Source organism: Sneathiella sp. D3-11 (assembly GCF_055809395.1).
Genome location: NZ_CM147911.1, coordinates 1745769 through 1771301, shown reverse-complemented (window position 1 = coordinate 1771301; position 25533 = coordinate 1745769). Strand labels below are relative to the sequence as shown.

Here is a 25533-nt window from a genome sequence, read left to right as displayed (position 1 = left end):
TAAATGGCACGAACGAAATGCTTTAATCGCGACGAGGCGCTGGAAAAGGCCATGCAGGCTTTCTGGGCCAAGGGCTATGAAGCGACCTCCGTTCAGGACTTGGTTGACTGTATGGGCATCAACCGGGGCAGCCTTTATGATACTTTCGGTGATAAGCATCAGTTGTTTCTGGAGGCGCTGGATCAGTATGGCACAGGCGCGCTCTTAAGGACGGACGTCCTGCGTCAGGATGGCGATGCCCGCGAAATTCTGTCCAGGTTCATGTATGTCTTTATGCAAAAGCAAGTTATGGACCCGAAGCGCCGGGGCTGTTTCATGACCAACGCAGCGGTTGAGCTTTGCTCCCGCGATGATGAGTGCGCTGAACGTGTGCGTGTCTTTTTTGAGGACATGGAAGACGCCTTAAAAGAGCTGATCAGCCGCGGCCAGCGCGACGGAACTTTCAAGACAAAGCGCGACGCGGCCAGCCTTGCCGCCTTTTTTGTAGGTGTGATGCAGGGAATGCGGGTTGTTGGTAAAGTAAACCCGAACGAGAAAGTTCTCGGTCCCATGGTAGATGTTGCGCTGACGGTTCTGGATGGCGAATGACTGAATTCGGCATTAACCTGTGGGGCGCGACATTCCAGGCGATCTCGTTCCTCTGCCTCATGGCAATTCCTTGGACGGATGGTAAAATCCGGCTGATTGTGGCGTTGGTTGCGGCGGCAGGACTTCTCTCGATACTTGCTTTCCAGTTTTATATCGGTGTTGTAAAGCGTGATTATGGCTTGGGCATGGACCTGATGCTGGTCACCATTCTCAATGCCCTCCTGTATTTTGCAATCAGCTGGGGGCTGGAGCGTGTGTTCCGCCTTTATCTTCTCAAACGAAAGAAAGACCGGCAACCGCCCGTATCATGATCTGTTCATAATATGGGCTATTAGGGCCTTGGCTTCCGGGCTGTCCCATTCCGCCGGGCCGATAAGGCGGCCGACTTCTTCCCCTTCGGCATTAAGCAGTATGCTTGCCGGCAGGCCGAAAACCCCGGCATTGCGGCCGGACTTGACTGTTTTGTCGTTTAGCGCAGCCAAGTTTCTGATCTTGCGCTTTTCAAAAATCTCTTCACTTTTTCCATGCCTTGCAGGTCCTGACCGATCGCGAGCACTTCAAAATCCTCACCACCAAGTTCACCCTGCAGCCGATCGAGGCTTGGCATTTCCTTCTTGCATGGCCCACACCAAGTCGCCCAAAAATTGACAAGAAGAACCTTTCCCTGATAGTCGGAAATCTTTTCTTCTTTTCCCGCTGCATTCAGGAAGGTGAAATCCTTAAATGGACGCGGTGTCTCGTTCGGGGCGAAATTCTGCATCTCCCCGGTCAGCAAAGCGCTCAGATTTTCCGAGAAAGCTGTTGATGTTCCCGCCACAAGCCCTGTAAATGTAAGCAAGAACAGCAGGCCGGTGAATTTCATGGGTTTTGTCATCATATTTCTTAAACGTCCAATTGTTACAAAGCGAGCCCGAAAATGAGCGCAAATGAGCTTTGGGGTGGCAGATTTGCCAAAGGCCCCGCCGAAATTATGGAACGGATCAATGCCTCCATTGACTTTGACCGTCGGCTCTATGCCCAAGATATAATGGGTTCGATGGCGCATTCCAGTATGTTAATGGCCTGCAATATCATTTCCGAGGAAGATGGTAAAAAAATTCAGGACGGATTGCAGACAATTCTTCGTGAGATCGAGGCGGGGAATTTCAAGACCGACCCGGCGCTGGAAGATATCCACATGCATGTGGAGGCGCGTCTGCGCGAGCTGATTGGTGATGCAGCGGGACGGCTTCATACGGGGCGGTCGCGCAATGATCAGGTGGCGACGGATTTCCGGCTCTGGGTGCGTGATACCATGGATCATCTGGACGGAGAGCTGGTGGATCTAGTGGACGCCCTTCTTGAGCAGGCCGAGGCCGAAGCCGATACCGTCATGCCGGGCTTCACCCATTTGCAGGCGGCACAGCCGGTCACTTTCGGTCATCATATGCTCGCCTATGTGGAGATGTTCGCGCGTGATCGCAGTCGGCTTAAAGATGCACGGGTGCGCCTTAATGAGAGCCCGCTTGGCTCGGCGGCGCTGGCCGGGACATCTTTTCCCATCGACCGGGAGATGACGGCCAAGGCACTTGGCTTTGATCGACCAACTGCCAATTCGCTGGACGGCGTGTCGGACCGGGATTTCGCGCTGGAGTTTCTGAGTTTTGCCTCTATCTGCTCGATGCATTTGTCGCGGTTGGCTGAGGAAATCGTTATTTGGTCGAGTGCGCAGTTCCGCTTTGTTGAATGTTCTGACAGCTTCTCGACCGGCTCCTCCATCATGCCGCAGAAGAAGAACCCGGACGCGGCGGAGCTGATCCGCGGTAAAGCCGGGCGGAGCGCCGGCGCTTTTACTTCTCTTCTGATGATGATGAAGGGTCTGCCTATGACCTATGGCAAGGACATGCAGGAAGATAAGGAGCCGGTTTTCGATGCCGCCGACAATCTTCAGCTCTGCCTCGCCGCCATGAGCGGGATGATCCGTGATATCAAGGTCAATGGCGATGTGATGACCGCGGCGTCTGGAGCGGGCTTTACCACGGCCACCGATCTAGCCGACTGGCTGGTGCAGAAACTGGATATGCCCTTCCGTCAGGCGCATCATGTGACAGGCGCCCTTGTAAAGCTCGCCGAAGAGAACACATGTGGGCTTGAAGATTTGTCCCTTTCGCAGATGCAGTCGGTGGAGAGCGGCATTACGGACGATATTTATAAGGTACTCGGTGTTCAGAATTCAGTTGCCAGCCGCGTAAGCTATGGCGGCACTGCACCATCCCGTGTACGGGAACAAATCACGCGCTGGCGTGAAAAACAGGGCCAGGAAGGGAGCAAGAAATGAAACGTTCATTTATGATGATGCTTGTCGTCTTGCTGACCACCTTGTCGATTTCAGCCTGTGGTGTGAAAAGCGCCCCCAAGTACTCACCGGATACGCAAAAATCCGAACAGAAGAAAAGCTAAGTTCAGAAAAGATTGCCGACAAATGGATCATTTCACCTATAAGAATGGCGAGCTTTATGCCGAAGATGTTGCCCTTAGCGCCATCGCTGAGACGGTGGGCACACCGTTTTATTGCTATTCCACGGCAACGCTCGAGAGGCATTACAAAGTATTCTCCGGTGCGTTTGATGGGGCGAATGCGCTCGTCTGCTATGCGCTGAAAGCTAATTCCAACCTAGCCGTGATCCGTACCCTTGCGAATCTGGGGTCGGGTGCTGATGTCGTATCCGAAGGGGAGCTTCGCCGTGCGCTGGAAGCCGGTATTCCGCCCGAGAAAATTGTGTTTTCCGGTGTCGGCAAGAAGCCGGAAGAGATGCATTATGCGCTTGAGGTGGGTATTCATCAGTTCAATGTGGAATCAGAGCCTGAAGTTCGTATCCTGAGTGAGGTAGCGAGCAGCATGGGCGTCAAGGCGCCCATCACCTTCCGCGTCAATCCGGATGTGGATGCAAAAACCCATGCCAAAATCTCAACTGGCAAGGCCGAGAACAAATTCGGTGTGCCATGGCAGGACGTTTCCCGCATCTATGCTGAGGCGGCGGCGCTGCCCGGGATCGATATCAAGGGAGTGGATGTCCATATCGGATCGCAACTCACCGATCTTGAACCCTACAAGAATGCGTTCAATCGCGTACGGGAACTTGTGCAGCAGCTCAGAGCCGAAGGGCATGACATCTCCCGCGTCGATCTTGGCGGCGGGCTTGGCATCCCCTATGACAGTACTATTCCGCCGGCCCCGACGGCCTATGCCGCTGTTGCACTGGAGGCATTTGGTAATCTTGGCTGCCAGATAATCTTTGAGCCGGGCCGCCTTATTGTCGGGAATGCTGGTGTGCTGGTATCCGAGGTGATTTACATGAAGCAGGCGACGAAGCGCAAATTTGTCATTCTGGACGCCGCAATGAATGACCTTATCCGGCCGGCAATGTATGACGGCTTTCACCAGATCGACCCGATCCGGGAGGATCAGAAGCTTGGGGAATACTCCCTTGCCGATGTGGTGGGTCCGGTCTGTGAAACGGGTGATACATTCGCGCGGGAACGCGATATGCCGGATCTCGCGCGCGGTGATCTTGTTGCCTTTCGAAGTGCCGGGGCCTATGGCGCGGTCATGGCCTCTACCTATAATACGCGGCCTCTTGTGCCCGAAGTTCTGGTGAAAGGCGATCAATATGCGGTGATCAGAGCGCGGCCAAGCTTGGATGACTTGCTGAAACTTGATATACTACCGACATGGCTCGAGGGGTGAATCGAGGATGAATGCAGCGTCGCAGCGACACAAGTGATAGAGGGTATGGATTAGGGTTCGAAATCCGTATCCTGCTTGCGAAGGTCAACCTTCTTCTTGAAGGAATTTGGCGGCATGGACGGCTATTTTTTTGTCTCGTTGGGTTATTTCTCGGCCTGTCTCTCCTTGATATATGGTCCTTTAGCGCAGGGTGGTTGCACCTTCTCGCATTGATTCTTTTCTGTGTTGCGACCCTTTACAGCCTTTATAAGCTCGCGCGAAATCTGGAAGCGCCGACAAGAAGCCGTGCCCTTCAGTATCTGGAGCGCCGCAATCGGTTGGGCCACAGGCCGCTTCAATCTCTTGGCGCGCATTCCGAGGCGGAAAAATTCAACAATACCGAATCCAGTGCCATGTGGCGGGTTTATCAGAAGTCCTTACGCCAGTATTTGCGCGGATTGAAGGTTGGGCCGCCGCGCCTTGATATGGGAATAGAGGATACTTACGGCTTCCGGGCAATTGTGATCCTTCTTTTGGTGGCAGCCTTTGTGATTGCCGGACCAAATTCGACGGACCGACTTGTTGCGGCTGTCACGCCATCCATCGGCACGCCGTCGGTCCCGGTTGAGGTGACTGCCTGGATCACTCCGCCCGCCTATACTGGCCAGGCTCCGATATTGCTGACTAACTCGACAAGTGAAGAGGCAACTGCGCAAACATTTATTGTGCCGGCGCAAAGCAGTTTTATCGCCAATGTATTCGGCGGCGGGCGCGGTACACCGGCCCTGTTGGTCGGGGAAGAGCGAGAGGAATTCGGCGCCTCGGATGTGCGGAATTTCCAGATCGAGACCCGCTTTGATAAATCGACAAGCCTGAAAATCGAGAAGGATGGTGATGTCATTGCCAGTTGGCAGTTGACTGTTATTGCAGATGAGATACCGACGGCGGCGTTCCTCAATAATCCGGAAGTCACCGAAAGAGCCGCTTTCAAGATGCAGTATCAGGCACAGGATGATTATGGTGTGGAAAGAATTGGCGGCGAAATCACCCGTGATAGCAGTGACAAAAAGATCGAACTTGTGCTGCCGACACCGGGGCGAGGCTCGAAGAAAGTAATCAGCAAAAGTTATCATGATCTGACGGCGCATCCCTGGGCCGGACTTCCGGTTAAGCTGACACTATTCGCGGAGGATCAGATCGGGCAACGCGGATATTCAGATGCCATGTCCTTCACTCTTCCGGAGCGAAACTTCTTCCATCCGGTTGCTAAAGCGCTCATAGAACAACGTAAAAATCTGGTCAGCGATCCTGAGGGAAACAAGGAGAATGTCGCGATTGTATTGGAGACCCTCACCCTCCTGCCGGATAGTGTTAATAATGATGTGACCGTCATGTTATCTCTCTCTACAGCTCAATCAATTCTGGTGATAGGGAAGGACCAGAGCGACATTGACGATGTAGTGGATATGCTCTGGGATACTGCGCTTCGCCTTGAAAACGGCGATTTGTCGCTTGCCGAAGCGGCTTTGCGGGAAGCGCAGGAAGCCCTGATGGAAGCGTTGAACAACAATGCCAGCGATGCAGAGATTAAGCGCCTTGTCGAGGAACTGCGTGCCGCCATGGAGAATTTCCTTCAAGCTCTTGCGCAGCAGGCGCAGCCCATGGATGAGCAAGCGGCCGGCGATCCAAATAGCCAGGATCGGTTTATCGAGTCGCAGGATTTGCAGAAATTGCTCGATCAGATTGATCAGTTTGCCCGCGGTGGGGCCCGTGATGCCGCGCGGCAATTGCTGAGCGAACTTCAGGATATCATGGAAAACCTGAAGACAGCTGAAGCGCGGCAACCGTCCGCCAGTCAGCAGGCAGCGCAACAAATGCTCAATGAGCTTGGCAAATTGATGCAGAAGCAGCAAGAGCTGTTGGATGAGACTTTTCGGAAATCCCAAGGTAGTCAATCACAGCAGGAAAACAGAAACAGCCAACAGGGCCAATCTGGCCAACGGGGCAATCTGCAGGATTTAGCCGAAGTTCAGGAGGCGCTGCGCCAGATGCTGGGTGACTTGATGGGTCGGCTTGGCGAAGAAGGGGAGATACCGGGGGCACTTGGTCAGGCGGAACGATCCATGAACGATGCGCGGGATGCTCTGGGCCAAGGGCAGGGACAATCCGCCCTGCAATCCGAGAATAATGCGCTTGAAAGCCTACGCCAGAGGGCAGAATCGCTGGCGCAACAAATGATGCAGAACGGTCAGGGAGAGGGTACTCAGTCCGCCGGGCCCGGACAACCGGGTCAGGGCCGGGATCCGCTTGGCCGTTCGATGACGGAAGAGGATGGTCAAGGTCGGGACGCCGGTAATGCGCTGATGCGCGGCGAGGCGAATGGTTTGAGCAAAAGCCGCTCCATCCGTGATGAGCTACAGCGCCGGCTTTCCGATCCGGCGCGCAGCTATATTGAACGCGATTATCTGCAACGCCTGCTCGATATTTTCTAGGGCGCCTTGCAAATTCTGGTATAAATTCTCGCCATGACCCAAGATCATCCGTTTGCGCAATATGTCCGCATTCTCGGCAAAGGTCCGAAGATGTGGCGGGATATGACTTTTGACGAAGCGAGAGCCGCCATGAATATGGTGCTCTCCGGCGAGGTCGAGCCATTACAGCTTGGCGCGTTCCTGCTATTGCTGCGCCGCAAGGGTGAAACGGGCGCAGAACTCGCCGGTATGGTGGCCGCTGCACGCGATCATTTTCTGGAGCGGGATGTTGCGGCAAAAGTGGATTTTGACTGGCCATCTTACGCGGATCGTCATCGGCAGCAGCCCTGGTTTATCCTTTCCGCCATCCTTCTTGCTGATCAGGGGTACAAGGTATTGATGCATGGCATCGAAGGCTATACCGATGGTTATGCGCCGACACGACCGGGCCTCGCCGTATTTGGTGTGCCAGAGGCTGCTTCTCTTTCCGACGCGGCAGCATGTCTTAGTGATAACAACCTCGTGTATATTGGGTTGGAGAAATTCTGCCCCTCAGTACAGGCGCTTTTCGAGTTGCGCCCCCTGCTTGGTGTGCGGACGGCGGTGAATACATTCGGGCGGGATATCAATCCCTTCAGTGCGCCTTATCAGCTTCAGGGAGTATTCCATCCGCCTTACAAGGCCTTGCATCTTGGAACAGTAGAGACGCTTGACCAACCCAACAGCTTGATATTCAAGGGTGGCGGCGGCGAAGTACAGCGCAATCCGATGAAGCCTGTTCTCGCCGATGCGCTGGTGGGCGGCGAGGCGACGGTGCAGGAATGGCCGGCAATGACAGAAGAGAATGTCTATAAATGGCGGGAAGAAGATCTGTCGCCAGAGCGGCTCCTCCATCTCTGGCAAGGGAGTCTTGATTTGCCGGTGCCTATCCTTGCGGTCATCGGCACCCTTGCCTTTGCCTTGAAGCTTGCGGAGCCAGCCCTTAAAATCTGCGAGGCTGAGGCACATGCCCGGGAAATTTGGGAAAACCGCGATAAGAAACGGTTCGGCTAAGTCTAACTGTCCTTCTCATACCACCATAAATCGGCACTGGTTCCCCAGTAGGAGGGGACGGCCGGTAGTTTGATTTCCGGCCAATGCGCTAGCCATTTTTCATCCGTATAATAGAGCGGGATGACATAATGTCCGTTGAGCAATACGCGATCAAGGGCGCGCGCCGCATTAACCAGCGTCGCCCGATCCTGTGCGGTGGCAATCTGTTCGATCATGGCGTCAACGGCGGCGAGGCGGATGGCCGGATAATTCCGCGTGCCGGGCGTTTCAGCAGCGTTCCGGCTCCAGTAGAAAGCCTGTTCATTCCCGGGTGAGAGTGACTGGCCCCAGCTATTGATGATTATGTCGAACTCATACTCGGTCAGGCGGTTCTGATAACTTGCCGTATCGATCTGGCGGATATTACTCTGGATGCCAAGAAGTTCAAGATTCCGCTGAAACGGGGAGATCATCTTGACGTAGTCGGTATTATTGATCAGAAATTCGATCTCGAAGGGGCGACCAGTTTCCTGATGGGTTAGAATGCCATCTTTAATCTTGTAACCTGCAGACAGGAGTAATTGCCGCGCTATTTTGAGATTAACGCGCGCCCGGCCCGAACCATCCGTTTTGGGAAGGCTAAAAGCGTCGTTAAATACGGCCTCAGGCAGCTCATCCGCGAAGGGGGAGAGCACGTCCCGCTCGGCATCCTTGATTATGCCCTTTGCGGCAAGTGGGGAGTTTTCGAAAAAACTGTGCGTGCGCTTATAAAGACTATGCAGGATATTGGCGTTTACCCATTCGAAGTCAAAGGCGTGGGTCAGGGCCTTGCGGACACGCAGATCAGCAAATTTCTTATGCCGTGTGTTAAAGACAAAGGCGAGCATTGGTGCGGGTATGCTGAGCTTCGGGGTTGATCTCTTGTACTCAGCACCTGACTGCCAGCCATAGCTCGCGGTCCATTTGGCTGCATTACTTTCGAAGCGGGCATCAATATTGTGGGATTTGAAGGCCTCTAGCGCGACGTCGTCATCGCGGAAATAGTCATAAATTATCCGCCCGAAGTTATGTCGGCCTTTGTTTTGCGGCAGATGCCAGCCCCAGAAATTTTCGTTTCGGCGATAGATAATGCGCCGACCGGGTTCGATTTTCTCAACCAGATAGGGGCCTGACCCGATCAGGGGGGTGAGGGAGGTTTTATCAAAACTGGTCTCTAAAAGCTCCGATTTTGGCAATACGCTCATCAGCCCCATAATAAGTGGCATCTCGAAACGTCCTTCCTCCTCGAACGCAAATCGAACGGAGAGGGGGAAAGAATATCGGCCTTTGTCACCTTACGGTAATAGAGTTGAACATTCGGTCGCCCCTGTTCGCGAAGGGTTTCGTATGAACTCAGCACATCCTCCGCCGTGATGGGGGTGCCGTTCGAGAAGCGCGCTTTGGGGTTGATGTGAAAGGCAATCCAGCTGCGGTCCGGCGCGACTTCAATGGCTTCGGCAATATTTGCGTACAGGGTGAAGGGTTCATCGCGGGACCGTTCCAGTAAAGTCTGATAGACATCGCTGAGCCCGCGCGGGGTGACTCCTTTCAAAAGAAAGGGGTTAAGGCTATCAAAGCTGCCAATGTCGCTAAGGCGCAGTGTCCCGCCAATTGGAGATCCTGGATTGACATAGTCGAAATGCAAGAATCCGGCAGGATATTTCGGTTCTCCATGCATGGCGATGGCATGGTGTTTTTCAGCAGCTTGTGCCGGACCCGCACAACCGAAAAAAAGGGCTATCAGGAAGAGGAGGAGTGAAGAATGTTTTTTCATATGCAAACTACGTCGCCTTGCTGCGAATGATTTTGGCAAGCCTATCGATCAATTGTGGCATTTCTTTTTCCGCTGTGCCGGCAAAGCCAAGAATAAGACCGGTCTGGTCTGTCGGCAAATTGTAAAATCCGGAAAGGGCCCGTACAAGCATGCCCGCCTTGGCGGCGTCGCGCTCCACATCCTTATCATTGATGCCGGGCGGCAGATAGGTGACAAGATGCATGCCCGATTCCTGTGGTGCCACCATAATGATATCACCTAGTCTTTCATGTAGCAGCGAGAGTAGATGTTTCTGCCGTGCTTCATACAAAAGCCGGGTACGCCGGACATGGGCGGCGAGATAGCCCTCATTGATGAAGTCCGCAAGCGCTGCTTCGGGTACTGCAGGGGAGTGGCTGTCAATATTCTGGCGAAGACCGAGGAACACATCCACCAGATCCTCCGGTACCACCATATAGCCTACCCTTAGGCCGGAAAACATAACTTTGCTCATGGTGCCGACATAGAGCACCCGATTGTCATCATCGAGGCCTTGAAGTGAAGAGAGGGGTCGCCCCGCGTAACGATATTCGCTGTCGTAATCATCTTCCAGGATAAATCGCCCCTCCTCTTTCGCCCATTTCAGAATATCCAGCCGCCGGGCGAGCGACATTGTCTGGCCCAGCGGATATTGGTGGGAGGGGGAAATACAGGCAAGGCGGGCTGCGGGCGATCTTTCGCGCGCGCGCGTGAGGGAAAATCCCTCCTCATCAACGGGAACGGAGATTGGAACAGCCCCGGCGGAAAGGATGGCATCGCGAATGCCGGGATAGCCCGGCTCCTCCATCCAGACAGCCTCGCCCGGTTCGGCAAAGGCACGCACCACCAAATGGATAGCCTGCTGCGATCCGGAAAGAATGACTACCTGATCGGGATGGCAACGAACGGCGCGGGTCTGTCCAAGGTATGAAGCAAGGGCCTCGCGTAGAATTTTAGCGCCGCCAACGGGATTATCGACCAGATATTCGCGTCCTGGTCGCCGCCAGTGGCGAGAGAGAAGGCGTGCCCAGTCCTCAAACGGGAAGGTTTCAAGTGCGGGTAGCCCCGGGGAGAAAGGCAGGCCCCTTTTCTCTGAGGAACGTGTCTTGCCCAGGAAAGGCGCGGCCATTTTCGAAAGATAGATTTCCCGTGTCTGAACGCCCGGCGCTTGACCTTTCGTCTTGCGCTGCAGCAAATCGTCGGGAAGTTGATCCGACACGTAGGAGCCGGCTCCGATGCGGCTGATAAGATATCCTTCCGCCATCAGCTGATCATAGGCGCTCAGCACTGTATTGCGCGAAACATCGAGATCGGCGGCAAGAGACCGACTGGAAGGTAAGCGCGTGTCAGGCCTCAGCCGACCGTCAAGAATTGCCTGACGCAGCGCCAAAAAAAGCTGTTGATGCAGGGAAACGGCGCTCTTTGGGTCGAGGGTTAACGTCTGCAGCTGTGCATTCTTGAGGCGACGGGGCATGGGAACCATTTAAATTGGTTTGTAATTCATGGAAATTTTACAAAAATATCAGACCAATACCAAGTTATATTTCGGCGACGGCTTCTTTCTGATCAAGTTTTCTTGTCCGCGGTTGCATTCTTCAAAAAATGCGCGAAATAATAAACAGCGCCGATCTTGTGTATGAGGAGATGAAAATGACGGAAACAACAGAAATTGCTTATTTTGGCGCCGGTTGCTTTTGGGGTGTCGAGGCGGCATTTCGACAAGTATCGGGCGTGAAGGAAACCGTTGTTGGATATCAAGGCGGCAACACGGCAAATCCCACCTATGAAGATGTTTGCACTGGGCGCACACAGCATGCGGAAGTGGTTCAAGTAAGGTTCGATCCGGCCGTGGTGAGTTTTGAGGACCTCCTCAATGTTTTTTGGCAGAGCCATGATCCGACGACATTGAACCGGCAGGGGCCGGATATCGGCACGCAGTACCGCAGCGCGATTTTCTATCGAAATGACGACCAGAAGGCAATTGCCGAAGCCTCAAAAGAGGCGCAAGGAAGACACGGGCTGTTGCGTCGACCGGTCGTTACGGAAATTTCACCGGCGCTCGATTTTTATCCGGCGGAAGATTATCATCAACAATATCTGGAAAAGCGCGGGCTAGCGACCTGTCGTATCTAGGGGCTAAAGGCGTTTAGGCAATCCGTTCCGAATGACCCTCAAACCCGATTACTGTCGCGGTCAGGTTGAGACTGTTATCGTAGGCGGAGATGGCTTGGCGGTGGACACGTGCAGAATCACCCTCGATCGTTGCGTCATCCTGCTGGGCTAGCTGCTGTGCAAGAAATGGTGCTGAATATGGAGTGTGGGCAACAGCACCGGGGGCGCGGGATGATGTAAAGGTGCTGTGAATTTCCCGAAGCCTGACGGGGACCTGCGCCATGCCTTTTTCGGATCTAATCTCATCGCGGGCGTGACGCTGCTGTGCATTAACGGACGGTACTTCTTCAACGCGCACGTCATCTTGGTCCGCCGGAGTGCTTTTCCGGGCAAACTGCAGAGCGCCGCCATCATTACGTTTCGCTGGCGGTGGAAGAATATTTGAAATGGTCCGCGTAACGTCCATCAATATCCGGTCCCGGACAAGTTTAAAATTCAGAAGTAATCGGTCTTCATTCTGAAGCCAATGACAATGGGGGCGACTGATTCTCCGTCAGCCCAAACTAAGGCCGATTATTTTGAGGGTAAATCCGCAAAATAATCTTAACAAAACCTATAGTTATAAAAATAATTTAACATAAAACCGGCGAAAACACAACTCCCGGCGCTATTTCTTGTCGCCCATTTCATCAATGCGCTTTTGCATGGACTTCAACTGATCCTTGAGTTCCTGCATCATCTCGGCGGTTTGATCAGGTTTCTTTTGTGCAGAATCTGTTGGTTTCTCAGTTTCTGCGGTCCCCTCCGTACCGCCAAATAAAGTAGGGGGAGAGAACATACGCACCGCCTGGCTGAACATTTCCATATTCTTGCGCCCCATTTCCTCAAACTGCTGGAACATGGGATTGGCTGTCAGGTTCCCGGGCAGGACTTCCCGCATCTTGTCCTGATTGTCGGAGAAAGACCGCATGGACATTTCGAGATAGTCCGGGACCACGGTTTGCAGGCTGTCGCCATAATAGCTAATCAGTTGGCGAAGGAAGTTGATGGGAAGAAGATTCTGACCCTTGGCTTCTTCCTCGAAGATTATCTGGGTCAGGACTGACCGCGTAATATCATCATTCGTCTTCGCGTCAAATACAACGAATTCAGTCCCTTCCTTGACCATACGGCTCAAATGATCCAGCGTGACGTATGATGACGTGGCAGTATTGTATAACCTGCGGTTTGCATATTTTTTAATGACAATTGGCTTTTTGTCATCAGTCTTTTTTTCAACCACGGCGTCTCCTAACTTATGCTGGAAGATATTTATGCGCGTATTTTCACCTGTATTTGCTGCGCTGCGCAAGTTTATTGTGCAACGCCGTTGGTAAATAATGCATTATAAAGTCGAAATAAAGCATATCGCCAAGTGGCAACCCGACCGCGCTGGCATATATAAAGTAATATGATATGCAGCGGTGACGGCAGGAATGAGATCCCAGACTGTAACTATATTGCTGGAACAGGTGTTGGCGAATGAGTATTAACGCCCAGAATAATAACAGTTCGATAGCCTCGCGGACTGGTCCGCGCCCGTTGGCGCTCCATCTGGGGTTGGCGACCACATCTGTCGCAAGCTCCTTGGCGCTTCTTCCGCTTCGTCAGAAAGATACCGTCTCTCCGGCACCCGCTTCGTCTGCCGCGCGGGGTAGTTCGCTCGACTTCGGATCTATCGAATATGGACCTGAGATGCTCAAACAGCTTGCTGATCAGGGCAGTGAACAGGTGAAGGAAATGATCAAAGGCATTCGCCTATATCACGATCATCCCTACCACCGGGAACCACGCAATCGGCCAGTTATCTGGCAGTGCGGCACGACCCAACTGCTGGATGGCGCGCCTGATGCCCCAGATACTGCGCCGGTTGTGCTATTGGTCCCATCCCTTGTCAACCGGGCCTACATTCTAGATCTTATGCCCGGACGCAGCCTTGTAGATTATCTCGCGGCCCGGGGGATGCATCCGCTCCTGCTTGACTGGAATGCGCCCGGTGAGAGGGAGCATGGATTCGATACCGCCGATTATGTAACTGAGCGTATTTGCCCCGCGATAGACTTTGTGTCTGTAGCCTATTCGAAAGCCTCTCTTCATCTTGCGGGTTACTGCATGGGGGGACTCTGTCGGTCGCGGCGGCAAGGCGGCGGCAGGATAAACTTCAAAGCTTCATCGCCATTGCGGCGCCTTGGGATTTTCACGCGGAGTTTGGCGGTCAGGCAAAGGCACTTTTCGAACAGCGGGAAATGTGGGCCAATATTCTGGCAGGATTCGGAGAATTACCCGTGGATCTGCTGCAAACGCTTTTTGCCAGTCTAGACCCAAACCTTGGGCTTCGAAAGTTTAGCAAGTTTGTGAGTATGGACATGACGTCCGATCAGGCACAGGAATTTGTTGCCATTGAAGATTGGTTGAACGATGGTTATCCGCTCGTCCGACATGTGGCCGCGGATGTCTTTGATAAATGGTATGGTCGGAATGAGCCGAATTTGTTGCAATGGGCGGTTGACGGGAAAATTGTTCAGCCGCAAGATATTACCATAGCATCTCTTATCGCGGCTCCAAAAACTGACAAGATCGTTCCTCGACCCTCCGCGCTTGCGCTGGCGTCCGCTTTGCCATCCGCGACAGTTATCACCCCGCCGTCGGGACATGTTGGTATGATGGCGAGTGCGAAGGCACAGGATGGTTTATGGCGTCAATTAGGCGATTGGATCATGGCAAATTGAGTTTTTGAGTGATGAAATAAGAAAAAGGGTTGCGGTTCCGAAAAACTAAGGTTATTTCGTATGAGCAGGAAAAATGATTGGAAAATTTCTCATACGAAGTGATTTTTGAATTAAAATTACACATTCGAAACAGGAGAAATAAATTATGGACGTTGTCATTACTAGTGCGGTCCGCACCGCTGTTGGTTCTTTCAATGGTGCACTGGCGCCATTGGATGCTCATAAACTTGGCGAGATTGTTATTAAGGAATCGCTGGCTCGATCAAAAACGGATGCATCTGAAGTTTCCGAAGTTATTCTGGGCCAGGTGCTGAATGCAGGTGAAGGCCAGAACCCGGCACGGCAGGCCTCTGTCAATGCCGGTGTCCCTTATGAAGTTCCGGCATGGGGCGTAAACCAGCTTTGTGGTTCGGGCCTACGTGCTGTCGCTCTTGGTTATCAGGCTATTCTTAATGGTGATTCTGCAGGTTGTCGTTGCCGGTGGTCAGGAAAGCATGAGTCGGGCACCTCACTGTGCGCATTTGCGTAACGGTCAGAAAATGGGCCCACTCGAATTCACGGACACCATGTTGAAAGACGGACTGATTGATGCCTTTCATGGGTATCACATGGGCAACACGGCGGAGAATGTTGCCGCCAAATGGCAGATCACCCGGGAAGCGCAGGATGAATTTGCCGCGGAATCGCAGCGTAAAGCCTCAGAGGCTCAGGTCGCGGGCCGTTTTAAGGACGAGATCGTTCCGGTCACCATTTCCACGCGCAAAGGTGAGATTGTTGTGGATCAGGATGAATATATCCGCGGCGGAACGACGGCTGAGAAGTTGGGCGGACTGCGACCTGCTTTCGCGAAAGACGGCTCCGTTACGGCGGGCAATGCTTCCGGCATTAATGATGGTGCAGCTGCCGTTGTACTGATGACGGCAGAGGCCGCTGAAGCAAAAGGGCTGAAGCCCCTCGCGCGGATTGTTTCCTGGGCGCAAAGCGGTGTTGATCCCGCGATCATGGGCACAGGTCCTATTCCTGCGAGCCGCGCCGCGCTTGAAAAAGCGGGCTGGACGACCGACGATCTAGACCTTGTTGAGGCGAACGAAGCTTTTGCCGCGCAGGCTTGCGCGGTGAATAAGGATCTTGGCTGGGATACCAGCAAGGTCAATGTGAACGGTGGTGCCATAGCCATCGGACATCCGATTGGTGCATCGGGTGCTCGCGTGTTGGTCACGTTGCTGCATGAAATGCAGAAGCGTGATGCGCATAAAGGACTGGCAACACTTTGTATCGGTGGCGGTATGGGTATCGCCATGTGTGTTGAACGATAGCTAACTAGGGACAAAAGGGGGCAGAAAATGTCGAGAGTAGCAATTGTAACGGGCGGTACTCGTGGAATTGGCGAGGCCATTTCCATCATGCTGCATGAGAAGGGTTACAAAGTTGCCGCGAACTATGGAGGGAATGACGAGCGGGCGAAGGAGTTTTCGGACCGCACAGGCATTTCTTCCTATAAATGGGATGTATCAGATTTTGACGCCTGTACCGAAGGGGTGGCCAAAGTGAAGGCAGATCTCGGTCCGGTAGAGATAGTTGTCAATAATGCAGGCATTACCCGAGATGGAACACTGCATCGGATGACTCAGGAAAACTGGCAAAAGGTGATCGATACCAATCTTGGCTCCTGCTTCAATATGTGCCGGGTAACAATCGACGATATGCGTGCGGCAAAGTTTGGCCGTGTAATAAATATTGGGTCGATCAATGGTCAGGCCGGCCAGTATGGGCAGGTTAACTACGCGGCGGCAAAATCCGGTATTCATGGCTTTACCAAGGCCATGGCTCAGGAAGGTGCGGGGCAGGGCATCACAGTGAATGCCATTGCGCCGGGTTATATCGATACCGACATGGTGGCGGCGGTGCCGGAAAATGTGCTGGCTAAAATCGTTGCCGGTATTCCGGTCGGGAGGCTTGGCAAGGCATCTGAAATCGCTCGTGGGGTTTGCTTCCTCGCTGCGGACGACGCCGGCTTCATTACCGGCTCGACACTCTCGATCAACGGTGGTCAGCATATGTATTGATCCCTGATCTGTACGGTTGTAATTGAAAGTGGCATGGCGCCGGGAGACCGGAGCCATGCCATTTTCTTTTTCGGACAATTCGGACTAATTCAGGGGCGGTTATACGATGAGAGGACGAACGATAGCGAGCCTTTGCGGCCTTGGCGCAATCCTGCTGTGGGCACTTCTGGCCCTGTTTACGGCAGGTACAGCTCAGGTGCCGCCATTCCAGCTCACGGCGATGACGTTCGGAATAGCTTTTGTTAGTGTGTCCCTGAAATGGTTGTTCTATCGTCAGGATATCCGGCCATTGTTCAAGATACCGGCTGGCCTTTGGGTGCTTGGGGTTGCGGGCTTGTTCGGCTATCACTTTTTCTATTTTCTGGCACTTAAAAACGCTCCGGCGGCAGAAGCAGGCTTGATCGCTTATCTCTGGCCGCTGCTGATCGTCCTGTTCTCGACGCTGCTGCCGGGAGAGCGGTTTTACTGGTTCCACCTGGTTGGCGGGTTGATCAGCCTAGTGGGCGCAGGCTTGCTGATCACCAAGGGCGCCACATTGGAGATCAGGCCGGAATACAGCACGGGCTATCTCGCTGCCATTCTCTGTGCTTTTATCTGGTCAAGCTATTCGGTCTTGAGCCGGAGATATTCGGCGGTCTCTTCCGACGTTATCGGTCTTTTCTGCGGAATAACGGCGCTCTTATCGCTTGGCTGCCATGTCCTGTTTGAGGTGACGCTCTGGCCCGAGGGTGCTCTACAATGGTTGGCAGTTCTGGGCCTGGGTATTGGTCCCGTCGGCGGGGCTTTTTTCCTCTGGGATCGCGGGATGAAGCACGGAGATATCCAGACGCTAGGCGTACTGTCCTATCTCTCGCCCCTGCTCTCCACCCTGATCCTGTTGGCCGTCGGCGTGGCCAGCTTTTCCTGGTCCCTGATTTTTGGGTGCCTTCTTATTACTGTTGGCGCACTCGTCGGTTCGCTGAAAATACTGCGGGCGTTATGGACGCCGGCAAAACCTGACTAAATCGTAGGGGCCCAGTCTTTCGGCGCCATCTCGAACCCGTCAAACTCGAAACCCGGCGCAACTGTGCATCCGACAAGCGTCCAGTCCCCGTTTGAGTGGGCAGCCTGCCAGTAGCCTCGTGGAATGGTGATCTGTGGTCGCTGCTCATTGAAAAGGTCCGGGCCCAAAATCCAGTCCTCCGCCGGGGCGTCCTCCGCAGCCATGGAGAGTGTGAGCGATGCGCCCGCGTAATAATGCCAGATTTCCACGGCATCGACACGGTGCCAATGGGACCGATCTCCCTTTTCAAGCAGATAATAGATCGCCGTTGAAAGCGCGCGTTTGCTATCCGGCAGAGTCAGGTCATCACGGAAGGTTTCGACGAAATGCCCGCCCTCCGGATGGGGCTGCATATTAAGACGCTGGATGATATCGGCGGCGGTCAGGGTCATGATTTAGAAACTGTCCTTGCGACGGCGGGTTTCGGCGAATACCTCCACTGGATCGGCGCCGCTTAGCTCCAGTTCCGACGCCAGAACCGGGTCATCCGCGCGCATAAAGGGGTTGGTTTCCTTCTCCTCTCCAAGGGTGGAAGGGACTGTCGGAATATTCTTCTTTCGCATCTCGACAATCTTGGCAAAGCGTTCTTGCAGCGCTTCGTTCCTGGGGTTCACCGACACAGCAAAACGGCCGTTTGCTTCGGTATATTCATGGGCGCAATAGACTTTGGTTTCATCGGGAAGGTTGCGGAATTTGCTGATGCTCTGCCACATCTGCGCAGGTGTCCCTTCAAACAGCCGTCCACAACCGAGAGCAAACAGCGTATCCCCGCAGAAGAGCGCGTCTGACTCCTCAAACCAGTAGGCAATATGGCCGACCGTATGACCCGGCACCTCAAATACATGCGTCTTTTGGCTGCCGAATTCGAAAGTATCGCCTTCTTCCACTTTGATATCGATCCCCGGAATGCGCGCCGCATCATTCTTTGCGCCAACAATCGTGCAGCCCGTCTTCTCCTTAAGTTCCAGATTGGCACCTGTATGATCCGGATGATGATGGGTATTGATGATATGGGTTAGCGTCCAGCCAAGTTCTTTCAGCTTACCCAAGACCGGATCAGCGACAGCGGGGTCGACAACGCCAACCAAACCGCTTTCGGGGTCCCGAAATAAATAGACATAATTGTCACTTAGGACAGGAATTTGGTGAATTTCCAGTTTGCTCATCAGTTGTTCTTTCGAAATTGCGCTTTTTTGTTAAGTTTCCATTTCTATATTTTATGGCAGTATAACACCATGCTCAGACCCGATGTTATTGATTTGCGGAATTTTTACCACAGCTCTCTTGGGCAGATGGTCCGCCGCACGATTGGCCGCAAAATCCGGCTGATGTGGCCGGATCTGAAAAATTTCCGGGTTCTCGGCATTGGTTATGCTACGCCTTTTCTAAATCCGTTTCGCGCGGAGGCAGAACGGGTTATCTCCTTCATGCCGCTAGAGCAGGGGGTCATTCAATGGCCGCGTGAGGGCAAAAGCCTCGTCAGCCTTGTGGATGAGCACACTTTGCCACTCCCTGATTCTTCTATCGATCGTATCATCTGGGTGCATGGACTTGAAAATGCGACCGATGTTGATTTGATAATGCAGGAGCTTTGGAGAGTCCTCACTTCGACGGGAAAACTGATGGTCGTGGTGCCAAGTCGGCGCGGTCTTTGGTCGCGGACGGAAAACACACCCTTCGGCTATGGTCGCCCCTATAGTGACAAGCAGCTTAACCGTCTTCTGCGGGATAACAGCTTTACACCGGGTGAGCGGCAGGGCGCCCTCTATATGCCGCCTAGCAAATGGCGGCTTAATCTGCGCCTATCGAAAGCATGGGAGAATGTCGGTGAAAAATGGTGGGGGCATTTCTGCGGTGTCCGGATTATGGAAGCGGAGAAACAGATATACGCGCTGACAGAATTACCCGAACGTAAAACACGTCGGCGACCGGTTATCTTGCCGGCGGCCCGTCCTGTAATTGCCAGAAGGCAGTCCCGGCAGGCGAAATAAAAGATCTAGGAATTTTTTGAGAGCATAAAAATGCAGTCCGCGCCGAAGAAATTAGCGAAGCTGCCATAGGTCGAGCGGGTCATCACATCGCCCGATGCCTTGACGATGACCGATTGTTCGATTTTGACATCCATTTTTTCGCAAAGTGCGGTGAAATCCGTGAGCGTGCAGAAATGGATATTCGGCGTTTCGTACCACGGAATATCCAATGAATTCGTCATCGGCATCCGTCCCTTGACTGCGAGATAGGCCCGACAACGCCAGTAGGCGAAATTCGGGAAAGAGACAATGGCGCGCCGCCCGATGCGAAGAAGCTGTTCCAGTACAACATGCGGCTGATGCGTAGTCTGCAAGGTCTTGCTCAAAATCGCATAGTCGAAACTGTCGTCGGGATAATAAACAAGATCCGTATCGGCATTCCCCTGCACCACGGAAAGCCCGTTCGCGACACAGATGTTCACACCCTGCTGGCTAAGTTCAAGACCGCGACCTTCGACTTCCTTCGTTTCGGCGAGATGGGCAAGAAGCTGCCCGTCATCGCAGCCGACATCCAGAACCCGGCTGCCTGGCTCGACCATTTCCGCAATCAATTGCCAGTCAACGCGGATGTCCCGCTTGGGCACAAATTTGATAGGATCATTCATGAGACCAGGCCTCGGCTTTTTGCACTCGACTGCAGGAATCCATCAATTGTTTTGAACATTTCCGGTGTATCGAGCAGGAAGGCGTCATGGCCCTTGTCTGTCTCAACCTCTACAAAGCTGACATTCGCTGCTGCCGCGATCAGCGCATGGACAATATCCCTGTTTTCGGATGTCGGAAATAGCCAGTCACTCGTAAAAGAGACACTGCAGAAGCGGGTTTTCGTTCCTTCAAACGCATTGGCGAGCGCACCACCATTATCCTCCACCAGATCAAAATAATCCATGGCCCGGGTGATATAGAGATAGGAGTTCGCATCGAACCGGTCGACGAAATTGATTCCCTGATACCGCAGATAGCTTTCAACCTGGAAGTCCGCGTCGAACCCGTAAGTGAGATTATCTCGATCCTGCAAGTTACGTCCAAATTTCCGGTGGAGCGCTGCCTCTGAAAGATAAGTCACATGCGCGGCCATGCGTGCAACTGCCAAGCCGGCTGTCGGTTTCGTATCACTTGCGTAATAATCACCACTCTGCCAGTTGGGGTCGGCCATTACTGCCTGACGACCAACCTCATGGAAGGCAATATTCTGTGCACTGTGGCGTGCGGCACAGGCGATGGGAATCGCGCTGAATACCCGGTCTGGATAGGCGCTGGCCCATTGCAGGGTTTGCATACCGCCCATGGAACCGCCGATTACACTAAACCAGCTTCCGATTTCGAGATAATCCTGAAGCAGTGCCTGGGCGCGGACCATATCTCCGATGGTAATGATTGGGAAATTCAGGCCAAATGGTTTGCCTGTCTTCGGGTCGATATCGGACGGGCCTGTCGTGCCCATGCATCCACCAAGGACATTGCTGCAGACAATAAAGTATTTATCTGTATCGAGAACCTTGCCCGGGCCAATCATTATTTCCCACCAACCGTTCTTGCCGGTAACGGGTTGGCGACTGGCGGCAAATTGATCGCCGGTCAGGGCATGACAGACCAGAATCGCATTTGATTTCTCCGCATTCAGCTTTCCATAAGTGCAATAGGCCATATTGATGGCCTCCAGCGTCACGCCGCAGTCCAGCTTGAGCGGGGTCTCCTTTCCAAGGATAATAGTCTGATTATCCGACTGTGGAGGATTTATAGACACTTATGCTACTCTTTTCCCGCAAATGGATTAGAAAAATCTTTGTTTTGAATGACTTTGCTGTTAGCTAGTGCGGCGGGGTAAGGTATGTCAATATATTCTTTGCCAAATCCGGGGCTTTGTGGTCCAATTTTGACAAAACAGTCTGTAAGTTCAGGTAACGATAGTGACAATAAAAAATACAAAACTGGAAGCGCTGAGGGCTGAGATTGACCGGCTGGATGCGGAACTTTTGTCGGTTCTGGAAAAGCGGATCGCAATTGTCGAGGATATCGCCGCGGCGAAAAAAGGAGATGGCAAGGCTATTGCCTTTCGCCCGGGTAGAGAGGCATCCATTCTCCGTAATATATTGAAGGCGCATTCCAGCAAGCTGCCTGACACGGTTATTGCGGCGATTTGGCGAGAATTAATTGCAGCAGTTGGCTGGATGCAGCAGCCATACTCGGTTTCCATAACCGCGCCTGATAAATCCGTTGGCTACTGGGATTTGGCGCGGTTTCATTTTGGCTCAGCGACGCCAATGAAGTTGCATCAGCTGCCAACGGTTGTCCTGCGGGAGGTTTATGAAAACCCGTCGACTCTGGGCGTGCTTCCTTGGCTGACGCGGGAGCGCGATACCTGGTGGACACAGCTTGCGCAAGGCGGGGAAAATGTGCCCAAGATTCTGGCGGCGCTACCTTTCCTTGATAATCCGTCCGGCGGATTTGAGGATTTGAACTCCCTTGTCATCGGTCAGGCGGAACCGGAGCCCTCTGGCGATGATGTGACCTTGATGGCTCTGGCCACCAGTGAAGAGGTGAGCCGCGCGCGGCTCACAGAAAATCTTACGAAGGCGGGTCTCAGCGGTTATTGTGCGGATTCCCGCACGCCCGATGCGGGGGAAGGTGACTGGCTCCATCTTATCGAAATGCCCGAATTTGTTGCGAAAACAGATCCACGCCTGGTTACACTAGGGGAGATCGGTGGCGAAAGCTTTATTAAAGCCGTTATTCTTGGCGCATACGCCGTTCCCATCAAATAAAGAAATCCACTACCCGAGTTGAAAGAAGTTCAATGACGACACCGGTTCCACAGCCAGGTATTATGACTATCTCCCCCTATGTTGGCGGCAAATCCAAGGCGGGTGAAAATCAGAATGTTGCCAAGCTCTCTTCCAATGAATCGCCGCTCGGCCCGAGCCCGAAGGCGGTCGCTGCGATTGAGGCGGTTGTTGCAAATGCTCATCGATACCCCGATGGTGGCTCGCTCCTCATAACGGACGCGATTGCCGAAGTGCATAATCTGGATGCCGCCCGCATTGTCTGCGGAAACGGATCGGATGAACTTATTTCCCTGTTGAATACGGCCTATGTCGGACCCGGGGATGAAGTGCTGTTTCCGGAGCATGGTTTCCTGATGTATGCCATTTCTGCGGCCGCGGCGGGGGCAACACCGGTGAAGGCTCCGGAAATTGATCGCACTGCGGATGTGAACAATCTGCTTGCGGCGGTGACAGAGAAGACAAAAATTGTCTTTCTCGCTAATCCGAATAACCCGACAGGCACTTATCTGCCACATTCAGAAGTGGTGCGCCTGCGTGAATGTCTGCGCGATGACATTCTTCTCGTGCTAGATGCGGCCTATGCGGAATATGTTAGCCGTGATGATTATCGTGCAGGGGTCGAGTTGGTCGATACCCACGATAATGTGGTTGTGACCCGGACTTTTTCAAAGATCTACGGCCTTGCCGGGCTGCGCCTCGGTTGGGCCTATTGCCCCCCGGCGATCGTTGATGTGCTGCACCGCGTGCGCGGGCCGTTCAATGTTAATGCCCTTGCCCAGCGCGGGCGGAGTTGAAGCCGTTCGTGATCAGGCGCATATCGAAAAGGCGCGTCAGCATAATGATAAATGGCTGCCAATCCTGACACAAAGCTTTCGTGGAATGGGATTGGGTATTACCCCAAGCGTCGGTAATTTCCTGCTCATCGATTTTGAGGAGAGTGGAAAATCCGTTGCCGATGCCGAAGCGTATCTTGCGAAAAAGGGTCTGCTGCTTCGCGCGGTGGCCGGATATGGCCTGCCGACCTGCCTGCGGATGACAATCGGGCAGGATGATGAAAACCACGCAGTGATAGAGGCGCTGAGCGAATTTCTCGGCAATTAGAGTATGACGGAAGTAAAATTCAAACGGCTGGCTTTGATCGGTATTGGCTTAATCGGATCTTCGATAGCTCGCTCTGTGCGTCAGCATAACCTTGCAGATGAAATTGTCTGTGCGGCGCGCACGGCGGACAGTCGCCGAGTTGCGAAGGAACTCGGCATCGTCGATGCGGCCTATGAGAGCCCCAAGGAGGCCGTTAAAGGTGCGGATCTTGTTATCCTCTGCACTCCTATCGGCACCTATGAGGCACTAGCAAAAGAGATTGCGCCGATGCTCGAAAAGGGTGCGATTGTCACTGATGTGGGCTCTGTTAAGGGGGCCGTGGTAAAGGCTATCGGCCCTAATTTACCGAGCCATGCCGAATTTATCCCGGGCCATCCGGTTGCCGGAACAGAAAAGTCAGGCCCTGCAGCAGGTTTCGCCGAACTTTTTATCAATCGCTGGCTCATCCTGACGCCATGCGGGCAGGCAAGCGATGCGGCGGTCGCGAAACTGTCGGACTTCTGGGCAGCAATGGGCAGCAAGGTTGAGATTATGGACCCGGATCATCATGATTTGGTCCTCGCCATCACGTCCCATATTCCACATCTGATCGCCTATAATATTGTCGGGACGGCAGATGATCTGGAAGACGTCACTCAGTCTGAAGTGATTAAGTATTCAGCCGGTGGTTTCCGCGACTTTACCCGTATCGCCGCTTCCGATCCGACTATGTGGCGCGATGTATTCCTGCATAACAAGGAGGCTGTGCTGGAAATGCTCGGTCGCTTTACTGAGGATTTGACCGCGTTGCAGCGGGCAATTCGGCGCGATGACGGGGACACATTGTTCAATATCTTCTCGCGGACGAGGGCGATCCGGCGGCAGATTATTGACGCCGGACAGGAAACGCCGGAACCGGATTTCGGTCGTGTTCACACTTCTGTGGACACGCCAAAGAAATCCGAATAGCGTCTATTTGCTCCCGATAACGGCGCCGAGCCGCATCAAATAGACGGGTCCGAGATAAACGCCACCATCCCGCGCCGATAAAGGGAGCGAGATATAGCGTTTGCCGTCGTCCTCTTCTCTTGCCAGTAGCCCTAAGCCAAAACCGATAGTGCGGGCGGCCTTTGCATCTATCTGCCGTGTTTCCGTCAGTGCCGCGAGAATCTTCTCATACCCCGAAATTCGGGTCTTAAGCTCCCCCAGAGGGCGCATCCGGTCATCCAAGGTGAGCGCACCATTTCCGGTGATGGCGCCATGGCCCCAATCAATATTGAGCGCCTCTATGTCGATAAACCCGCCCTCATCGCGCCATTTGGTGAGGGTATCGGCGGCTGGAAGTCTCTGTACCTTGCCATAGAGAATGGAGGAAAGAGAGAAATCCGTTATTCGCTTTCCGAGCGGGAAATCATCCATCCCCTCTATCACCATGTTATCGGCGCGGACAGCAATCTGCTGGCCTTCCATTCTTTCGGTGCTGGTTTTTTCGTCTGAACTTTCAGGTCGTTTTGGGCGACCATGAAGCTGCAGTCGCTCTGCCGTGACCAGTGGCCGCCATGGACGGTGCTGCCTCAAGCTCCTTGATATCAATGGCGACGGTGCGCATTCGACCATCGATATTGAAAGTTGCACTGCCGAGTGCGGAAGCAGCCGTGAAATCAAGTCCTCTTTGCAGGCCTTTTTCCAGCCAATCGGCTCGGCCCGTGCCCTCTATACCGAAAATCACATGATTTATGCGCCATGGCTCTACCACGGCCCAGAAGGTTGGAACATTTATGCTTGGTGCTTGTTTATGGGATGGATTAGCGACAGAGAGCATCTCTGCCGTGACCCTCACCCGATAGGGGAAGCCCGATGTGACCAGCGGCTCGTGGCTGATTTCATAGCCTTCGCTGATCCGTTGTTCACGCCATCTGTCGGCAATTTCCACAAGCTTGTCCGCCACATGGTGCCACCAGTAGACATAACCACCGATAACAAGGATGAGGGCCAAAATTCCGCTATAGAGAATACGCATC

The 25533-nt window shown here is 53.4% G+C and carries 26 protein-coding genes and 3 pseudogenes; 17 read left to right on the top strand and 12 right to left on the bottom strand.

Annotation, left to right across the window (positions count from 1 at the left end; all coding sequences use genetic code 11):
• Positions 1 to 3: 3 nt before the first annotated feature.
• Positions 4 to 588 (top strand): TetR/AcrR family transcriptional regulator, encoded by a 585-nt coding sequence (locus AC0L73_RS09100; RefSeq protein ID WP_227948588.1) that lies wholly within the window; start codon positions 4 to 6, stop codon positions 586 to 588.
• Positions 585 to 899, top strand: coding sequence for a hypothetical protein (locus AC0L73_RS09095; RefSeq protein WP_227948591.1), 315 nt, complete (start codon positions 585 to 587; stop codon positions 897 to 899). The genes AC0L73_RS09100 and AC0L73_RS09095 overlap by 4 nt, the downstream gene beginning before the upstream one ends.
• Here AC0L73_RS09095 and AC0L73_RS09090 read toward each other — a convergent pair.
• Together AC0L73_RS09090 and AC0L73_RS09085 are read right to left on the bottom strand one after the other, a co-directional pair.
• Positions 894 to 1070, bottom strand: coding sequence for a TlpA family protein disulfide reductase (locus tag AC0L73_RS09090; RefSeq protein ID WP_473655368.1), 177 nt, complete (start codon positions 1068 to 1070; stop codon positions 894 to 896). The two genes, AC0L73_RS09095 and AC0L73_RS09090, sit on opposite strands and share 6 nt — an antisense overlap.
• Positions 1058 to 1465 (bottom strand): TlpA disulfide reductase family protein, encoded by a 408-nt coding sequence (locus AC0L73_RS09085; protein WP_473655367.1) that lies wholly within the window; start codon positions 1463 to 1465, stop codon positions 1058 to 1060. Before AC0L73_RS09085 ends, AC0L73_RS09090 begins: the two co-directional genes overlap by 13 nt.
• Before the next feature lie 39 nt (positions 1466 to 1504).
• On the opposite strand from AC0L73_RS09085, the gene argH reads away from it, so the two are divergent.
• From argH to AC0L73_RS09060, 5 genes are read left to right on the top strand one after another with little or no spacing between them, the layout of a single operon-like run.
• Positions 1505 to 2905, top strand: a complete 1401-nt coding sequence (argH, locus tag AC0L73_RS09080) for an argininosuccinate lyase (RefSeq protein WP_473655366.1) — start codon at positions 1505 to 1507, stop codon at positions 2903 to 2905.
• Positions 2902 to 3027: a lipoprotein gene (locus tag AC0L73_RS09075; RefSeq protein WP_227948597.1), complete on the top strand. Its 126-nt coding sequence runs from the start codon at positions 2902 to 2904 to the stop codon at positions 3025 to 3027. Before argH ends, AC0L73_RS09075 begins: the two co-directional genes overlap by 4 nt.
• Before the next feature lie 22 nt (positions 3028 to 3049).
• Positions 3050 to 4315: a diaminopimelate decarboxylase gene (lysA, locus tag AC0L73_RS09070; protein WP_473655365.1), complete on the top strand. Its 1266-nt coding sequence runs from the start codon at positions 3050 to 3052 to the stop codon at positions 4313 to 4315.
• 11 nt (positions 4316 to 4326) lie between these two features.
• Positions 4327 to 6786, top strand: coding sequence for a TIGR02302 family protein (locus AC0L73_RS09065; RefSeq protein WP_473655364.1), 2460 nt, complete (start codon positions 4327 to 4329; stop codon positions 6784 to 6786).
• Between the two features lie 33 nt (positions 6787 to 6819).
• Positions 6820 to 7818 (top strand): glycosyl transferase family protein, encoded by a 999-nt coding sequence (locus AC0L73_RS09060; RefSeq protein WP_227948604.1) that lies wholly within the window; start codon positions 6820 to 6822, stop codon positions 7816 to 7818.
• A 2-nt stretch (positions 7819 to 7820) separates the two neighbouring features.
• Here AC0L73_RS09060 and AC0L73_RS09055 read toward each other — a convergent pair whose 3' ends face one another.
• From AC0L73_RS09055 to pdxR, 3 genes are read right to left on the bottom strand one after another with little or no spacing between them, the layout of a single operon-like run.
• Positions 7821 to 9062: an extracellular solute-binding protein gene (locus AC0L73_RS09055; RefSeq protein ID WP_473655363.1), complete on the bottom strand. Its 1242-nt coding sequence runs from the start codon at positions 9060 to 9062 to the stop codon at positions 7821 to 7823.
• On the bottom strand, positions 9041 to 9610 hold the full coding sequence (locus tag AC0L73_RS09050) for an ABC transporter substrate-binding protein (RefSeq protein WP_473655362.1): 570 nt from the start codon (positions 9608 to 9610) through the stop codon (positions 9041 to 9043). The genes AC0L73_RS09055 and AC0L73_RS09050 overlap by 22 nt, the downstream gene beginning before the upstream one ends.
• Positions 9611 to 9617: 7 nt before the next feature.
• Positions 9618 to 11102, bottom strand: coding sequence for a MocR-like pyridoxine biosynthesis transcription factor PdxR (pdxR, locus tag AC0L73_RS09045; RefSeq protein WP_227948608.1), 1485 nt, complete (start codon positions 11100 to 11102; stop codon positions 9618 to 9620).
• A 170-nt stretch (positions 11103 to 11272) separates the two neighbouring features.
• Between pdxR and msrA the strand changes: the two genes are divergently transcribed.
• A complete protein-coding gene (gene msrA / locus AC0L73_RS09040) occupies positions 11273 to 11761 on the top strand; it encodes a peptide-methionine (S)-S-oxide reductase MsrA (RefSeq protein ID WP_415776498.1) in 489 nt (162 codons plus the stop codon).
• 13 nt (positions 11762 to 11774) lie between these two features.
• Here the strand turns inward: msrA and AC0L73_RS09035 are convergent, their stop codons facing one another.
• Together AC0L73_RS09035 and phaR are read right to left on the bottom strand one after the other, a co-directional pair.
• Entirely contained in the window at positions 11775 to 12206 is a 432-nt protein-coding gene (locus tag AC0L73_RS09035; RefSeq protein WP_227948612.1) for a hypothetical protein, read from the bottom strand.
• 201 nt (positions 12207 to 12407) lie between these two features.
• Complete coding sequence (gene phaR, locus AC0L73_RS09030) at positions 12408 to 13022, bottom strand: polyhydroxyalkanoate synthesis repressor PhaR (RefSeq protein ID WP_227948614.1); 615 nt, start codon at positions 13020 to 13022, stop codon at positions 12408 to 12410.
• 239 nt (positions 13023 to 13261) lie between these two features.
• Here phaR and AC0L73_RS09025 point away from each other — a divergent pair, with 239 nt between their 5' ends.
• The 5 genes and pseudogenes from AC0L73_RS09025 (at position 13262) to yddG (ending at position 17577) form a co-directional block, all read left to right on the top strand.
• A complete protein-coding gene (locus tag AC0L73_RS09025; protein WP_473655361.1) occupies positions 13262 to 14098 on the top strand; it encodes a hypothetical protein in 837 nt (278 codons plus the stop codon).
• Between the two features lie 47 nt (positions 14099 to 14145).
• The gene (locus tag AC0L73_RS09020) at positions 14146 to 14508 is read left to right on the top strand and encodes a hypothetical protein (RefSeq protein WP_473655360.1); all 363 of its coding nucleotides are present in this window, start codon (positions 14146 to 14148) and stop codon (positions 14506 to 14508) included.
• A 145-nt stretch (positions 14509 to 14653) separates the two neighbouring features.
• A pseudogene (locus AC0L73_RS09015) lies at positions 14654 to 15824 on the top strand (acetyl-CoA C-acetyltransferase).
• 27 nt (positions 15825 to 15851) lie between these two features.
• The gene (gene phbB, locus AC0L73_RS09010; RefSeq protein WP_227948616.1) at positions 15852 to 16574 is read left to right on the top strand and encodes an acetoacetyl-CoA reductase; all 723 of its coding nucleotides are present in this window, start codon (positions 15852 to 15854) and stop codon (positions 16572 to 16574) included.
• Between the two features lie 106 nt (positions 16575 to 16680).
• Positions 16681 to 17577, top strand: a complete 897-nt coding sequence (yddG, locus tag AC0L73_RS09005; protein ID WP_227948617.1) for an aromatic amino acid exporter YddG — start codon at positions 16681 to 16683, stop codon at positions 17575 to 17577.
• Here the strand turns inward: yddG and AC0L73_RS09000 are convergent.
• Together AC0L73_RS09000 and gloB are read right to left on the bottom strand one after the other, a co-directional pair.
• Positions 17574 to 18008 (bottom strand): cupin domain-containing protein, encoded by a 435-nt coding sequence (locus AC0L73_RS09000; RefSeq protein WP_227948618.1) that lies wholly within the window; start codon positions 18006 to 18008, stop codon positions 17574 to 17576. The genes yddG and AC0L73_RS09000 overlap by 4 nt on opposite strands.
• 3 nt (positions 18009 to 18011) lie before the next feature.
• A complete protein-coding gene (gene gloB, locus AC0L73_RS08995) occupies positions 18012 to 18782 on the bottom strand; it encodes a hydroxyacylglutathione hydrolase (RefSeq protein WP_473655359.1) in 771 nt (256 codons plus the stop codon).
• Between the two features lie 69 nt (positions 18783 to 18851).
• On the opposite strand from gloB, the gene AC0L73_RS08990 reads away from it, so the two are divergent.
• Positions 18852 to 19607 (top strand): class I SAM-dependent methyltransferase, encoded by a 756-nt coding sequence (locus AC0L73_RS08990; protein ID WP_227948620.1) that lies wholly within the window; start codon positions 18852 to 18854, stop codon positions 19605 to 19607.
• Positions 19608 to 19612: 5 nt separating this feature from the next.
• On the opposite strand, the gene metW is transcribed toward AC0L73_RS08990, so the two are convergent.
• Together metW and metX are read right to left on the bottom strand one after the other, a co-directional pair.
• Positions 19613 to 20251 carry a methionine biosynthesis protein MetW gene (metW, locus tag AC0L73_RS08985; RefSeq protein ID WP_227948622.1) on the bottom strand — a complete coding sequence of 213 codons (639 nt, stop codon included), beginning with the start codon at positions 20249 to 20251 and terminating at the stop codon, positions 19613 to 19615.
• A complete protein-coding gene (gene metX / locus AC0L73_RS08980) occupies positions 20248 to 21393 on the bottom strand; it encodes a homoserine O-acetyltransferase MetX (protein ID WP_227948625.1) in 1146 nt (381 codons plus the stop codon). Before metX ends, metW begins: the two co-directional genes overlap by 4 nt.
• Positions 21394 to 21556: 163 nt before the next feature.
• Between metX and AC0L73_RS08975 the strand changes: the two genes are divergently transcribed.
• The 3 genes and pseudogenes from AC0L73_RS08975 to AC0L73_RS08965 all read left to right on the top strand — a co-directional run bounded on the left by AC0L73_RS08975 (position 21557) and on the right by AC0L73_RS08965 (position 24481).
• A complete protein-coding gene (locus AC0L73_RS08975; protein ID WP_227948627.1) occupies positions 21557 to 22411 on the top strand; it encodes a chorismate mutase in 855 nt (284 codons plus the stop codon).
• A 32-nt stretch (positions 22412 to 22443) separates the two neighbouring features.
• A pseudogene (gene hisC, locus AC0L73_RS08970) lies at positions 22444 to 23533 on the top strand (histidinol-phosphate transaminase).
• Positions 23534 to 23536: 3 nt separating this feature from the next.
• Positions 23537 to 24481 carry a prephenate/arogenate dehydrogenase family protein gene (locus AC0L73_RS08965; protein ID WP_473655358.1) on the top strand — a complete coding sequence of 315 codons (945 nt, stop codon included), beginning with the start codon at positions 23537 to 23539 and terminating at the stop codon, positions 24479 to 24481.
• Between the two features lie 3 nt (positions 24482 to 24484).
• Here the strand turns inward: AC0L73_RS08965 and AC0L73_RS08960 are convergent.
• Positions 24485 to 25532: pseudogene (locus AC0L73_RS08960) on the bottom strand (DUF2125 domain-containing protein).
• Position 25533 lies beyond the last annotated feature (1 nt).